Origin of the sequence: Hyunsoonleella aestuarii, assembly GCF_006148925.1 — a bacterium.
In the GTDB taxonomy this organism is placed as follows: Bacteria; Bacteroidota; Bacteroidia; order Flavobacteriales; family Flavobacteriaceae; genus Algibacter_D; species Algibacter_D aestuarii.
The window spans coordinates 205,268-219,964 of sequence record NZ_VAWB01000001.1; the positions used below are offsets into that span (position 1 = coordinate 205,268).

Annotated in this window: 16 protein-coding genes; 9 read left to right on the forward strand and 7 right to left on the reverse strand. The window is 34.0% G+C overall.

The annotated features are described in order from the left end of the window. Window positions 1–30: 30 nt before the first annotated feature. Genes dnaA through FEF17_RS01045 form a run of 3 tightly spaced genes read left to right on the forward strand, consistent with a single transcriptional unit; the run spans window position 31 to window position 2,692 of the window. Window positions 31–1,458 (forward strand): chromosomal replication initiator protein DnaA, encoded by a 1,428-nt coding sequence (gene dnaA, locus FEF17_RS01035; RefSeq protein WP_139000507.1) that lies wholly within the window; start codon window positions 31–33, stop codon window positions 1,456–1,458. A gap of 12 nt (window positions 1,459–1,470) precedes the next feature. Further along, complete coding sequence (locus FEF17_RS01040) at window positions 1,471–1,932, forward strand: low molecular weight protein-tyrosine-phosphatase (RefSeq protein WP_246046767.1); 462 nt, start codon at window positions 1,471–1,473, stop codon at window positions 1,930–1,932. Between the two features lie 43 nt (window positions 1,933–1,975). Continuing rightward, the gene (locus FEF17_RS01045; RefSeq protein WP_139000508.1) at window positions 1,976–2,692 is read left to right on the forward strand and encodes an SAM-dependent methyltransferase; all 717 of its coding nucleotides are present in this window, start codon (window positions 1,976–1,978) and stop codon (window positions 2,690–2,692) included. Window positions 2,693–2,699: 7 nt separating this feature from the next. Here FEF17_RS01045 and FEF17_RS01050 read toward each other — a convergent pair whose 3' ends face one another. From FEF17_RS01050 to dapF, 5 genes are all read right to left on the reverse strand, one after another. Further along, a complete protein-coding gene (locus FEF17_RS01050) occupies window positions 2,700–3,359 on the reverse strand; it encodes a peptidoglycan-binding protein LysM (protein WP_139000509.1) in 660 nt (219 codons plus the stop codon). Window positions 3,360–3,469: 110 nt separating this feature from the next. Next, window positions 3,470–4,384: a DUF2279 domain-containing protein gene (locus FEF17_RS01055; RefSeq protein ID WP_139000510.1), complete on the reverse strand. Its 915-nt coding sequence runs from the start codon at window positions 4,382–4,384 to the stop codon at window positions 3,470–3,472. Further along, window positions 4,384–5,427: an endolytic transglycosylase MltG gene (gene mltG / locus FEF17_RS01060; protein ID WP_139000511.1), complete on the reverse strand. Its 1,044-nt coding sequence runs from the start codon at window positions 5,425–5,427 to the stop codon at window positions 4,384–4,386. The genes FEF17_RS01055 and mltG overlap by 1 nt, the downstream gene beginning before the upstream one ends. Further along, the gene (locus tag FEF17_RS01065) at window positions 5,428–5,949 is read right to left on the reverse strand and encodes a GNAT family N-acetyltransferase (protein WP_139000512.1); all 522 of its coding nucleotides are present in this window, start codon (window positions 5,947–5,949) and stop codon (window positions 5,428–5,430) included. After that, window positions 5,946–6,716: a diaminopimelate epimerase gene (gene dapF / locus FEF17_RS01070; protein ID WP_139000513.1), complete on the reverse strand. Its 771-nt coding sequence runs from the start codon at window positions 6,714–6,716 to the stop codon at window positions 5,946–5,948. The genes FEF17_RS01065 and dapF overlap by 4 nt, the downstream gene beginning before the upstream one ends. 126 nt (window positions 6,717–6,842) lie before the next feature. Here dapF and FEF17_RS01075 point away from each other — a divergent pair, with 126 nt between their 5' ends. The 3 genes from FEF17_RS01075 (at window position 6,843) to FEF17_RS01085 (ending at window position 10,602) form a co-directional block, all read left to right on the forward strand. Continuing rightward, window positions 6,843–8,255: a S1C family serine protease gene (locus tag FEF17_RS01075; protein WP_139000514.1), complete on the forward strand. Its 1,413-nt coding sequence runs from the start codon at window positions 6,843–6,845 to the stop codon at window positions 8,253–8,255. 135 nt (window positions 8,256–8,390) lie between these two features. Then, a complete protein-coding gene (locus FEF17_RS01080) occupies window positions 8,391–9,839 on the forward strand; it encodes a glyceraldehyde-3-phosphate dehydrogenase (RefSeq protein ID WP_139000515.1) in 1,449 nt (482 codons plus the stop codon). A 139-nt stretch (window positions 9,840–9,978) separates the two neighbouring features. Next, complete coding sequence (locus FEF17_RS01085) at window positions 9,979–10,602, forward strand: tRNA (guanine-N1)-methyltransferase (RefSeq protein WP_139000516.1); 624 nt, start codon at window positions 9,979–9,981, stop codon at window positions 10,600–10,602. A gap of 48 nt (window positions 10,603–10,650) precedes the next feature. Here the strand turns inward: FEF17_RS01085 and FEF17_RS01090 are convergent, their stop codons facing one another. Next, the gene (locus FEF17_RS01090; protein ID WP_139000517.1) at window positions 10,651–11,133 is read right to left on the reverse strand and encodes an Hsp20/alpha crystallin family protein; all 483 of its coding nucleotides are present in this window, start codon (window positions 11,131–11,133) and stop codon (window positions 10,651–10,653) included. 295 nt (window positions 11,134–11,428) lie between these two features. On the opposite strand from FEF17_RS01090, the gene FEF17_RS01095 reads away from it, so the two are divergent. The 3 genes from FEF17_RS01095 (at window position 11,429) to FEF17_RS01105 (ending at window position 13,099) form a co-directional block, all read left to right on the forward strand. Continuing rightward, window positions 11,429–11,611, forward strand: a complete 183-nt coding sequence (locus tag FEF17_RS01095; protein ID WP_139000518.1) for a hypothetical protein — start codon at window positions 11,429–11,431, stop codon at window positions 11,609–11,611. 128 nt (window positions 11,612–11,739) lie between these two features. Next, the gene (gene trmD, locus FEF17_RS01100) at window positions 11,740–12,417 is read left to right on the forward strand and encodes a tRNA (guanosine(37)-N1)-methyltransferase TrmD (protein ID WP_139000519.1); all 678 of its coding nucleotides are present in this window, start codon (window positions 11,740–11,742) and stop codon (window positions 12,415–12,417) included. Between the two features lies 1 nt (window position 12,418). Next, window positions 12,419–13,099 carry an SIR2 family NAD-dependent protein deacylase gene (locus tag FEF17_RS01105; RefSeq protein ID WP_139000520.1) on the forward strand — a complete coding sequence of 227 codons (681 nt, stop codon included), beginning with the start codon at window positions 12,419–12,421 and terminating at the stop codon, window positions 13,097–13,099. A 5-nt stretch (window positions 13,100–13,104) separates the two neighbouring features. Here FEF17_RS01105 and FEF17_RS01110 read toward each other — a convergent pair whose 3' ends face one another. Then, on the reverse strand, window positions 13,105–14,691 hold the full coding sequence (locus tag FEF17_RS01110) for a GMC family oxidoreductase (RefSeq protein WP_139000521.1): 1,587 nt from the start codon (window positions 14,689–14,691) through the stop codon (window positions 13,105–13,107). Window positions 14,692–14,697 lie beyond the last annotated feature (6 nt).

Below are 14,697 nucleotides of genomic sequence, written 5' to 3' on the forward strand. Positions count from 1 at the left end.
ACTAACTAACAAACCCGAAAATAAAAATTAATGAGTGTAACTGCGCAAACGGTATGGAATAATTGTCTTGAATTCATAAAGGATAATATTCAACCGCAAGCATATAAAACTTGGTTCGAACCTATTAAAGCGGTTAAACTTTCAGATAATGCATTAAGTATTCAAGTACCTAGTAAATTTTTCTATGAATGGCTTGAAGAACATTATGTTAAAATCTTGAAAGTCTCATTAACAAAGGAACTAGGTGAAAAAGCAAAGCTTGTTTACGTTATTAAGATGGAAAACACTTACGGTAATAAGCAACCTTTTACCGAAAAGATTCCTAGTTCAAACAGAACTGCTGTAAAAGCTCAAGACGTAGACATTCCTCTTAATAATAAAAGTCCAGAGCTACGTAATCCATTTGTTATACCTGGTATAAGAAACGTAAAAATAGAATCTCAATTAAATCCAAATTATAGTTTTGAAAACTTCTTAGAGGGCGATTCAAACCGTTTAGCAAGAAGTGCTGGTTTAGCGGTAGCTGCTAAACCTGGAGGCACCTCTTTTAATCCTCTTTTAGTATTTGGTGGTGTAGGTCTTGGCAAAACGCATTTAGCGCACGCTATTGGTGTTGACATTAAAGATAAATTTCCAGAAAAGACTGTTTTATATATTTCTGCTGAAAAGTTTACACAGCAATATATAGAATCTGTAAAAAAGAATAATAGAAATGATTTCATTCATTTTTACCAAATTATAGATGTTTTAATTATTGATGATGTTCAGTTTTTCTCTGGAAAGTCTGGCACTCAAGACGTTTTCTTCCATATATTTAATCACCTGCATCAAAACGGAAAGCAAGTCATTCTAACAAGTGACAAAGCTCCAGTAGATATGCAGGATATCGAACAGCGCTTGCTATCACGTTTTAAGTGGGGCTTATCTGCTGAATTACAGCATCCCGATTTTGAGACACGAGTTTCAATTTTGAAAAACAAGTTATATCGAGATGGTGTAGAAATGCCTGACGATATAATTGATTATGTTGCAAAAAACATAAAAACTAATGTTAGAGAGCTAGAAGGTGCTATTATCTCATTAATCGCTCAATCTTCTTTCAATAAAAAAGAGATTACCATAGAACTCGCTAAACAAATTGTTGAAAAATTTGTCAAAAACACTAAGCGAGAGGTATCGATTGATTACATTCAGAAAGTAGTTTCGGATTATTTCCAAATGGATATTGACACACTACAATCCAAAACAAGAAAACGGCATATTGTACAGGCTAGACAATTAGCTATGTTCTTTGCTAAAAAATTAACAAAAGCATCGTTGGCTAGCATTGGATCACAAATTGGAAAGCGTGATCATGCTACTGTTTTACACGCCTGCAAAACTGTGGACAATTTATCTTCTACAGATAAGCAGTTTAGAAAATACGTTGAAGACATTACAAAAAAACTTTCAGTTTAAAACTTTACTTAGATGACAAAAATTCTCATGGTGTGTTTGGGCAACATTTGTCGTTCACCATTAGCAGAAGGTATTTTACGCTCTAAATTACCAGCATCAGAATTTTTAGTTGACTCCTCTGGAACTGCTAGTTATCATATTGGAAACGCTCCAGATAGGCGCTCTGTCAAAGTAGCAAAAAAGTACGGACTCGATATTTCCAATTTAAAAGGCAGACAGTTTTCTGTTGCAGATTTCGATATTTTTGATCACATTTTCGCTATGGATGAGACTAACTTTTATAATATTATTGCTTTAGCGAGACATAATGCCGACCAAGACAAAGTAAAACTAATATTAAACGAAATCTACCCAGATCAAAACTATAGTGTCCCTGACCCCTATTATGGCGGTAAAGAAGGGTTTGAAAATGTTTATAAAATGTTAGACGAAGCTTGTTCTATAATAGCAGACCGCCTTACAATGAAATCTTAAATTTATTAGTACATTTAAGCTTTAACAATTTTCATCATTCTTAATGAACCAAGCAACAGGCAAACTTTATTTAATACCTACAACCTTAGGGGATAATGCACCTCTTGAAGTACTACCTATTTCTGTTAAAAAAATCGTAGAGCAAATTAATACATACATTGTTGAGAACGAAAAAACAGCTCGCCGGTTTATAAAAAAAATCAGTTCTGGAAAGTCTCAATCTAGTTTACAGATATTTCACTTAAATAAATTCACCAACCCACTTGAGTTACCAGAATTCCTAAACCCTTGCCAGAATGGTATCGATGTAGGTTTAATGTCTGAAGCAGGTTGCCCTGGAGTTGCCGATCCAGGTGCAGATATTGTAAAATTAGCACATAAACAAAATATTAAAGTTGTACCACTAGTTGGACCGTCATCAATTCTTATGGCAATAATGAGTTCTGGTTTAAACGGGCAAAATTTTTCGTTTAATGGGTATTTACCAATCGATAAAGAGGAAAGAAAACGGGAAATAAAAAGACTCGAACGTTTGTCGTATGAAAACAACCAATCGCAAATATTTATTGAGACTCCATATAGAAATAACAAATTACTTGAAGACTTAAGCAATTCTCTTGGTAGTAATACAAGTTTATGTGTGGCTTGTGATATTAGCTTAACATCGGAATACATTAAAACCCAAGAAGCACATTTATGGAAAAAAAATATGGTAGACCTCCACAAGAGACCTACCATATTCATTATTCATAAAGCTTAAAGGATTCCTAAATAGCCTTTGCTTTTCTATCAGCTTTTAAAAACGAGGTATCATAACCAGAAAATTTCTTCATATAATTAGACACTGTCGTACCATAACCGTCTGCGAAATTATTCATTCCATAACTTCTAAGGTATTTTTTCACACTTCCCGGCCCAGCTAAATGTGCCGCCGCAAGAATCCCAGACTCAGTTACAAGAACACCATTAATTTTTTTGCCTACAAAATTTTTAATGTCTCTTCTTAAAATCCATTTGTTACGTTTTGCATTTGCAACAAATGCCTTTTCTTGTAGTTTCGGATCTTTTAGAAACTTGTTTGGGTTATTAATCCCAATAAGCTTTAAAGTTCCTTTACCAAATTGATATTTCCCAAGGTAACCATAAGTATTTACACATTGGTAATCACCTCTGGACTCTTTAAAGGCTAAAGCCTCTTTAAATCCTACAAAAGATTTCCCTAAATACGGAGAAAATACTTCGTTAGCGTCATTTGATGCGTCAATATTATCATTAATATTTGCATCAAGATCCATGTTATAGTTTAACACTAGACCTTTTGTTGAATACTCACTTAAATCTATCGTTTCGTTAGTTTTAAACGATGCATACAATAAAACAGAAATTGTAAGCGCTAGGGTTAAGTAACTTGCAATATTCTTTATCATAATTTCTAAATTTCTTCAGTGTTTTGTTATATTAAAAACACGTGAAATTTGAGCGTGCAAAATTAGATATATTTTTTAGACCCTCAAAATAAATCGATTATATGTGAATTTTAATAGTAGAATAGATGAAATACACACCCTTTTTTATTAAATTCTAAAGTTGGAAAGGGTATTTTTATCATATTGAAAACGTCTAAAATTGACCTTAAAAACCTTGAATTAGTGTGAATTGCACTTAAGTTTAAGTCTAAACTAAAGTAGAATTGCCTAAAGCGATTATCAAATATAACTGTTTGATTATCAATTGTTTCAAAACCTGCATTACCATACAACATACCTTCTCCACCATATCCAAAAGCTACATTAAGCCATTTAGGAATTTTACTCTTCTTAAAGAATGAATGAAGATTGGCACTAAGCCAATAGGTTTGTCCATTATAGTCCTTTAAAACCTGTTCAAAAAACGATTCACCGAGTTTATCTGGTCTTTTATCCGCAAAATTTGTTTGGTGAAAAGAGAACTTTAACGCAATTCGCTGCTCATTCCATAATAATTCTTGTCCAATATACAAACCTGTACCTGCTCCATTTGAAACTATATCGCCCCATGAAAACCCCCACTCTTGTGAATAGGCATCCAGGACTTCAACAGCAGCTAAAAATGTAAAACCGAGTGTTGCACCGTACAATAATTGATCTCTCTTTTTAACACCACTCCAATTAAGGACTTGTGCTCCATGTTTGGCTAACTGGTAAGACGTAAAAGCATGCCCGACCTTATCCATTTGTAACCATTCACTATTGTCATTTACCGTATGGAATTTAGACCTCTCAAAATCTGCATACCATAATTGATTTAAACCTATTAGAGAAATAGTCGCTAATGATGCTTCAGAAATAACCACAGTATTTCTTCTAGAAATATTCAGCGTATCAGATGGTTTTAAAAAAGCATCTAACTTTGATTGCGAGAAAGTCAAGAGTGATAGTAAGAGGAAAATATATTTAAGTAATGTTTGCTTCATTACCTATTAATACCTTGTGAAGATAAATAACGATGATATTCTCTAGCATTCGCATTGTGTTGTGTTAATGTTTTGGCAAACTTATGAAAACCGAGTCGTTTGGCATCTGCAACAAAATAAAGGTATTTGTGCTTTTCAGAATTTAACACGGCATCAATTGCCGAAATATCAGGCATAGCAATTAAACCAGGTGGTAAACCTAAATTTTTATAGGTATTGTATGGAGAATCAATTTCTTTATGCACATTTAAAACCCGCTTTATTACAGTATTTTTATACTGAGGCAGTTTATATGCTGCAAATTTTAAGGTAGGGTCTGCTTGAAGTGGCATTCCCATTTTTAACCGATTCATATAAACACCAGCAATTCTTGGCTGTTCTGAAGCTTGCTTAGACTCTTCATATACAATAGAAGCCAATGCAATCACTTGATTTGGCGACAAACCAATGGCTTCAGATTTTTTAATTCTTGAATCATTCCAAAAACGATTATATTCTTTTAACATTCTATCTCTAAAACCTTCACCTGAAGTATTCCAGAAAAACTCATAACTATTAGGTAAATACATCCCTAAAGCTGTCGCTTGGTTAAATTTGTTTTCGGTAAGAAAAGAAATGTCTTTCATAGCACTAAGAATGGAAACACTGTCTGCTTCAATTTGTTCTGAAACGCGTCCGGCTAACTTTTCAAGTGATTCTTGATTATTAAAAGAGACCGTTATTGGCAAATTATTACTCCTAATAGAGTTTATAATCTCGTTATTAGTCATTCCTTTTTTTACTACAAAGCGACCAGCCTTAACATAGCTAACATATTTTTTTCGTTCTGCAAGAGCATCAAATTTATCTATATGCTTTAAAAGTGGCTCTAGCTGTTCACGAACCTCCGTATAGGAATCAGTTGATTTCACATAGATGTAGGCTTCGGCATTATTAAAAGCTGTATTTGGGGTAAACATGGTGCTATAAACAAAATAGGCAAAATAGGCAGCCACACCTAAACCTAAAAACACAATAGCAAGAAGAATTTTTTTGATATACATTTAATTATTAATTAGCTGAAACAAATATTCGTCTTTATATTCATTATTGTTAAAATTCCAATCTTTTTTTAGTCCAACGTTTACAAAACCTTGTTTTTTGAACAGACTCATACTCGCCTCATTACCTTCTGAAATATTGCAATACAACTGATGTAAACCTAAGGTTTTAAAACTGTAGCTGACTAGCAACTTTAAGGCCTCAAATCCATACCCTTTATAACGATTATCAGATTTGATTAAAATACCAATGCCTGCACGCTTGTTTTTAAAATCGAAATCAAAAATATCAATTAAACCTAAAGACTCATTGTCATTACTAGAAATGACTAGCCGGAGCTGCTTAACTTCAAAAATATCTTTATGGGCGTTTTCTAAGTATTGCTTTATGATAAACTTAGAGTATGGTGTTTGTGTATTACTAATTTCCCATATTGATTCATCGTTCTCTATCGCGTAAATAAACTCTAAATCCTCAGGTTCTAAAGCCCGTAAATAAACATTATCCCCTTTTAAAGTAATCATATGCTCCCTTTGAAAACTAATTTCGCTGGACCGATAAGCCAAATATTGGAATATACACCATTATTTTCTTCAAAAGAGACTTGTAAATCGCCCCCCAGTGCTTTCAAAGTTATTAAGTTATCTGTGGTTTCTTTAAGTGTGTGCATCGCAATGGCAACTGCCGTAACACCAGTACCACAAGATAAAGTCTCATCTTCAACACCTCTTTCATAGGTTCTCACAGCAAATGTCGCATCACCTATTTTTTTAACAAAATTCACATTACTTCCAGCTTCATTGTAGGGCGCACCATAGCGAATTTTTGAACCTTCAGCCTTAATATCAAAATCATCAATATTTTCTCTTAATTCAACATGATGAGGAGATCCAGTATCAAGAAAAACATGGCTGACATATTTTTCAACAGCATTAACATCTTGCATTTGTAGTTTTACAATATCGTCTTCAATTGTTGCAAAATGCAAACCATCAATTGCTTCAAACGTCGCTTTTTTGGCAATGATGCCTAAATTTCTTGCAAAAGCTACGGCACAACGTCCTCCATTTCCACACAAACTTTGACTGCCATCAGAATTAAAATAAATCATTTCAAAATCTGCTTTTTCATGATTCTGAATTAATATTAATCCGTCAGCACCTATGCCAAAACGTCTGTCACATAAAGCTGCCACCAGTTTGGTATTATTTTTGTCGATTTTTTGCTGACGATTATCTATCATCACAAAATCGTTACCAGTTCCTTGATATTTGTAAAATTCTTGCTGCATAATGATGCGCAAATATATGAATATTAAACTGTTTTTTTGATTGTTAAATCGTCGTTAAAGTTGAATTAAACATTCAATAAATATTTAATTTTAATCGTTAATTAGGAAAACTTAAAACTGAAAATTATGAAGAAGATTTTATCATTAGTATTGATTTCGGCGTTAGGTGGTATTTTCACCTTGGGAACTTATAAACTCTTTATTGAAAAAGAACATCCCATTGTTGTAAGTACTCAAGAAACAACCCCGTCTTTCTTTCCAACAAATAATGCAGCAAATACTTTATATAAAGCTTACGAAACGCCCGATTTTACTTTAGCAGCAAAGAACAGTATTAACACAGTCGTTCATGTAAAAAACTTAACATTAAGCACGGGTCAACTTACTTTTGAAGATTTATTTTTAGGCAGACGTAAACAACGGGCACAAGTTGGAACAGGTTCTGGAGTTATTATTTCCCCAGACGGTTATATTATTACCAATAATCATGTTATTGATAAATCCCAAGAATTATCTGTAACACTTAACGATAATAAAACCTTCACTGCAAAAATTATTGGTGCTGATCCTAAAACCGACATTGCACTTTTAAAGATTGAGGCAGATAAAGACCTTCCTTTCGCGACTTTTGGAGACTCAGACCAAGCTAAAATAGGCGAATGGGTTTTGGCTGTTGGCAATCCTTTTAATTTGACTTCAACAGTTACTGCTGGAATTATTAGTGCAAAATCGAGAAATCTGGATCCAACAGGAAAAAACACACACTCATTTATACAAACTGATGCAGCTGTAAATCCTGGGAACTCCGGAGGTGCTTTAATAAATACAAATGGAGAATTGATTGGAATTAATACTGCTATCTCCTCTCAAACAGGTTCATATATAGGATACTCATTTGCAGTTCCAAGCAACATTGCTAGAAAAGTTGTTGAAGATATTATGGAGTATGGAAACGTACAAAATGGAATTTTAGGTATAACTGGAGGTACTTTAAATAGCAATACGGCAGAACAAATTGGCGTGGAAGACACTCAAGGTTTTTATGTTGATAGCGTAGTTGAAGACTCAGGTGCAAAAAAAGCGGGATTGAGAAAAGGAGATATTATCAAAGAAATTGATAATGTAAAAATTACAAAGTTTTCAGATTTAAGTGGTCACCTTAATACGAAGCGGCCAAACGATATTGTTAACGTTACCCTTTCAAGAGACGGAGTTTTAAAAACGGTTCCTGTTAAATTAATACGCAATGAAACTTTTGTGCTTCCTTTAGTAGGACAAGTTAAAAACCTTAAACCTCAAGATTTAAAGAAGTATAAAATAGAATATGGTATCAAAATATCGAAATTAGATGATGAATATGCCGATTATTGGAGAAACAACAATGTTAAGGAGGGTACAATTATTACAGCTATAAATGATAAAAAAGTAAAATCTGTTGATGATGCTCAAAATATTATTCGAAATCAGTCCCGAAGCGAACCTTTAAGAATCGAATTAATTAATGCTGAGGGAGAAAAAGAACGTTACAATTTCAGATAATTTTTAAGTTAATAGTTTAGTTAAAAAATAACCTTCTAAAAAGAGGGTTATTTTTTTGTTAAAATACGTTACGAAAACGTTTGAAATATGGTAATTTTGCCAAAATTTTTCAAACAACACACTAAACATTAAGGAATGTCTTTTAACAAAACTTACGAGAAAGAATTATCATTTCAAGCAGACCGCAGGCGCGCAACTGTAGAATTTATTAAAACAGTTAGTGACTTGTGGTACGACAGGTCTATTGAACTTGTTATTTTCAGAAATCAATTAATTGATAGAAACGTAAGCCAAATTTTAAACCTGCACGATTATGCTGGAAAGTTTGTTCAAAAACCCATTTCAATTTTTGATTCTGTAGAAATTGCTCAAGCCATTAAAACCCTTGATATTCCACCTGCCAAATTAGATATTGGTAAACTCACTTACGAGTATCATTTAGAGGATAACAAGCATAGTAATGCCACGGCATTTGTTGCTCAAAAACTAAAAGATGCGAATAAAAATGGAAAGATTGAACCCAAAGATGTCATTTTATACGGGTTTGGTAGAATTGGTCGTTTAGTTGCTCGCGAACTTATGGCAAGAACTGGTAAAGGCAGTCAATTACGCCTTAGAGCTATTGTAACCAGAGGCGCAATTAATGAAGAGATTCTTGAAAAAAGAGCCTCATTATTACGTAACGATTCAGTACATGGTGATTTTTCTGGAACTGTTTCTGTAGATTCTAAAAACAACGCCTTAATTATTAATGGAACTACTGTAAATGTAATTTCTGCAAATGCACCAGAGGATATTGATTATACCAAGTTCAATATTCAAAAAGCCTTAGTTATAGATAACACTGGTGCTTTTAGAGATAACAAAGCCTTAAGTAGACACTTAAAGTCTAAAGGAGTAACCAAGGTTTTATTAACTGCTCCAGGAAAAGGTGTACCAAATATTGTTCATGGTGTTAATCATTTTGAAAACAATCCAGATTCCGTTAATATATTTTCCGCTGCATCATGCACAACTAATGCCATTACACCAGTTTTAAAGGTAATGGAAGATTCTTTTGGCGTAAAGAGTGGACATTTAGAAACTATTCATGCTTACACCAATGATCAGAATTTAGTTGACAATTTTCATAGTAAATACCGTCGTGGTCGTGCCGCTGGACTTAATATGGTTATTACAGAAACAGGTGCAGGTAAAGCCGTATCTAAAGCTCTACCTAGTTTAGAAGGTAAACTTACCTCAAATGCTATTCGTGTTCCAGTTCCAAATGGATCTCTTGCCATTTTAAATTTAGAACTAGAAAAGAAAGCCTCTTTAAATGGCATTAATACCATTATGAAAAAGTATGCTCTAGAGGGTGATTTGGTAGAACAAATTAAATATGAATTAAGCGATGAACTTGTCTCTAGCGATATTGTAGGGTCCTCTGCCCCATCTATTTATGATAGCAAAGCAACGATTATAAGACCAGATGGGAAAAACGTCGTGTTATATATATGGTACGATAACGAATATGGCTATAGTCATCAAGTTATAAGGCTTGCAAAATATATTGCTAAAGTTAGACGTTACACATATTATTAATAGGCGAAATCTAAAAAACATTTTTGTTCGTATATAAATTAGCCTCACTAAGTGAGGCTTTTTGTTGAACATACATCATTTAGTAAACAATATTTTATAAATTCGTAAACGGAAAACAACCATAATAAACCAATCCTAAATGAAATACCTTAAGTATTTAACCCTTGCTGTTTTTGTACTTGCCTCTACTTTAACATCAAATGCACAAACAAATCAAGAAGAAGAAACATTATCGTTAGATAATAGCACCATAGATAATCAATTCGAGTATGTATTAAGAAAGTCTGGTAATTTTAAAGGTGTAAATGGGCAAGCTTATGAAGCCGTAAAGCTTAGTACGTTGCTAACCTTGAGAAGACATACTATTGATTCCTTAAAAACAGTTCATAAAAATCTTGCTGAAACTCAGGCCATAGTAGATACTCAGGCAAAAGAAATTGCAGATTTAAAATCAAACTTATCGAATACACAAAACGATTTAGAAAAAACTAACACCGAAAAGAATAACATGGCGTTATTTGGCTTGCAAATGAGTAAGACAGGATATAATATGCTTATGTGGACAATTATTGGGGTGCTCTTGGCTCTTCTAATTCTATTTATTTACAAGTTTAAGAATAGCAACTCGGTAACTAGAGGTGCTAAAAAAGCATTAGCCGAAATCGAAGAAGAATTTGACGAACATCGCAAAACAGCACTCGAACGCGAACAAAAAGTAAGACGCCAATTGCAAGACGAAATAAACAAGCAAAAAGGCGCTTAATCATTAAATAAAAAGGCTTACAACGTGTTGTAAGCCTTTTATAATACTTTAAGAAATTTTAATAGTTCTGGCAGGTTTTTTCTTTGCCTCTTCCTTTTTTGGAAGCTTTATACTTAATATACCTTCATTATACTCTGCGAGGATTTTGTTATCATCAACAGTATCAGGCAGCGTAAAAGTTCTTCTAAAAGAAGAATATCCAAATTCTCTTCTGGTAAAACCCGTCTCATTGACTTCATTCTCTTCTTCTAATTCTGTTGAAACAGATAAAACATTTTCATCTAAATTAATCTGAAAATCAGATTTTTTCATACCCGGCACTGCCATTTCCACATGAAAAGAATCTTCCGTTTCCTTTATATTTACTTTAGGTAAAGACACTCCAGCATTAAAATTTGAAGAAAATAAAGAAGGGAAATCTTCTAAGAACATATCATCAAAAAATGAGGACACAAATGGGAAGCCTTTAATAGCATTCGCTTTTGTTTTTGCTAAACTTCCATTTTTTGGTATCGAAACTAAATTACTCATGACATTAAAAATTTAAGTTAAACATTATTTCATCAAGTAAATAGCAAATAAAATACCAAAATAAAATTCTACTATAAAGACCTCTTTTTAATGCTAGCTTTAACAAATAACTGTCAAAAATTCATTTTAAAGAGCTAGTAAACTGACAGTTACATTAAACATTATGAAAATATGACAGTAGTAGTCTTCTTGAACTATAACCCAAGTAACCATTAATGAATTCAATGTCCAATGGAATACTTTTTGACTACAATTCTATAAATATTTTATGGTTTAATTTTTTAATTTTAAAGTTATGAATGAGCGACCTCTACAAGTCAACTTCGCTGGTAAAGAGGGGGACTTCTACCTTATCAAGTTTCCAAATTTAAAAATACCAGTATCTGTAAATGAAAACTTATTCCAAAAAATGAAACACAGTAAAGAATACACTTTTAATAATTTAAAGGAATATACTCACGATGTTAATTCTGCCTAAAAAACAAAATGTATTCTCTTGAAGGTTGTTTAACAGTATTAAACAACCTTTTTTATTATAAATACATCCTTTTTGGTCTTTAAATATACCAAGCAATTAAATTATCTTTGCATTTCACAAAGAACATTATGCGTATAGATATCATAACCGTATTGCCAGAGTTATTAAAAAGTCCATTTGAAGCCTCTATTTTAAAACGGGCAATAGCGGCAAATTTGGTAGAAGTTCATTTTCATAATTTACGAGATTACACAACCGACAATTATAAATCTATAGACGACACCCAATTTGGAGGTGGTGCTGGTATGGTAATGATGATTGAACCCATTGACAGATGTATTTCAGCTTTAAAATCGTATCGTGATTATGATGAAATCGTTTATATGACCCCAGACGGAGAAACGTTGAATCAAAGTATTGCTAATCAAATTTCATTGAAAGAAAATATTATAATTCTCTGTGGCCATTACAAAGGCGTCGACCAGCGCGTACGTGATCATTTTATTACTAAAGAAATCTCAATTGGCGATTATGTCCTGTCTGGAGGCGAATTAGGTGCTGCTGTTTTGTGTGATGCTATTATTAGATTAATTCCTGGGGTTTTAGGTAATGAAACCTCTGCTCTAACGGATTCGTTTCAAGATAATTTATTAGCTCCTCCAATATATACCAAACCAAGAGAATATAAAGGATGGAAAGTGCCAGAGCTTCTTTTTAGTGGCAATTTTCCTGAAATTGAAAAGTGGCGAGAAGAACAGGCTTACCAGCGCACTAAAGAGCGACGTCCCGATTTATTAGACGAATAATATGAAAAAACACATTGTTGTTCTCACTGGAGCAGGCATGAGTGCCGAAAGTGGTATAAAAACCTTTAGGGATGCTAATGGACTTTGGGAGGGGCATGATGTGATGGAAGTTGCAACGCCACAAGGTTTTGCTTCCAATCCAGAATTAGTCTTGGACTTTTATAACCAAAGACGCCGTCAATTATTTGAGGTAGAACCCAACCAAGCCCATATTGATTTAGCTTATCTTGAAAAAAATTATCAAGTCACTATTGTTACACAAAATGTCGATGACTTACACGAACGTGCGGGAAGCACTAATGTCATTCATTTACATGGTGAATTGTTAAAGGTTAGAAGTACTCTTGATAAAAATGACGTTTTAGATTGGACAACCGATTTAGTTCTCGGGGATCTTTGTAAAAAAGGGCATCAATTAAGACCACATATTGTATGGTTTGGTGAGGATGTACCCATGATTGAAAAGGCTGTCAACATTTGTGAAACAGCCAATATTCTAATAATTATAGGTACCTCCATGCAAGTTTATCCAGCAGCAAGCTTGATGCATTACGTTCCAAAAAATACCCCAACTTATTTTATTGATCCCAAGCCAAACATAGAAAGCAATAAAAATCTAACCGTTATTGCAGAAAAAGCAACTATTGGTATTAAGAGATTTATTGATTATGTTTCGAAATAGGGCTTTTACCACTCCATTTTTCGTTCCCAAATTTTATCCGCTGCTCGCAACGCCAATGCCATAATGGTCGAGGTAGGATTAACACCAGCACCCGTAGTAAATGAACTACCATCTACAACAAATAAATTAGGTACTCCATGTACTTGATTGGTGGCATCAACAACAGAATTCTTGTCGCTAGTTCCCATTCTTGCCGTTCCCATTAAATGTGCCATATTTGATGGGGCTGGAACCACAACCTTTTTAGCACCAGCAGCTTCAAGAGCCTCAGTTGCCTTTTGGGCAGCATGATCTAACATTTTTTTAGAATTTTCTGAAAGTGAATAGGTCACTTTTGCAGCAGCAATGCCATTGGAATCTACTTCTGTGTCATCCAAAGTAACAGTATTGGTTTCTTCAGGTAAATCATCTGCTAAAACTGTGAGCCCTACTTGGTGTGGAAATATTTCACCAAATGAATCGTGATGTTTTTCTCCCCATGGTATACTTCCCGATTGGGATAATGGTCCAAAGGTTCGTTCTCCATACAACATATAACCTCTAACGAAATCGCGATTTTCATTTGTTTCATAAAATTGCTGACTAAATAAAGGGCTGCCCATAGGTCCTATATGACTATCCATTACCTCTTCGAATATACCTGTAACAAATAAATTTGGATGCACCATGAAATTTTTACCAACCATACCGTTGCTATTACCCAAACCATCTGGGAACAAATTGGATTTAGAATTTAGCAATAAACGTGGTGTTCCTATACCGTTACAGCATACCACCACGACTTTAGCTTTAACCTCTTGGGTGTTCCCTTCTTTATCAAAATAAATGGCTCCTTTTGCTTTGCCGTTTTTGTCTACCATAACTTCTTTTACTCGGGACCAAGTTCGTATTTCGGCTCCTTTTTCAATTGCTAATGGCCAATAGGTTCGATCTGTAGTAGCCTTTGCTCCCATAGGGCAACCAAACATACATTTACCATGAAGCATACATGGCGATCTATCTTTATAGGCTTTTGAAATAATACCTTGATCGTTCACCCACCAGTGCCAACCCAATTTCTCAAAACCCTTGACTAAAGTGTTTCCCATTTTACCAATTGGTAGTGGTGGTGTCTGTCTTGGCGAACGTGGAGGATTGGCGGGGTCTCCCAAAAGCCCCGAAACCCCAATCATTTTATCATTAAAATCGTAGTAAGGTTCTAAATCTTTATAAGAAATGGGCCAATCATCTGCTACCCCATCTAAAGTTTTAACTTTAAAATCGGATGGATGAAATCTAGGAAAAATACCTTGCCAATGTATTGTAGATCCTCCAACTGCATTGTACATCATTATAAAAGGTGGATTTTCACCAGCTGTAGTTACTGGGTAATCTTCTTTTAATTTACGCATATTGGGACTTAGACTAAAGTCTCTAGGTCTAGTAAGATGTGTTTCATAATCTGGTTTCAAAGAAGGAAATGTAGAAGGGTCAATCCATCCTCCTTGCTCCAAACAAACAACCTTAGCTCCTCTTTCCGTCAAACTCCATGACAAAGCGGCACCAGCAGCACCCGCACCTATAACTAAAACATCTATATCTTCGCTTTTCATATAACA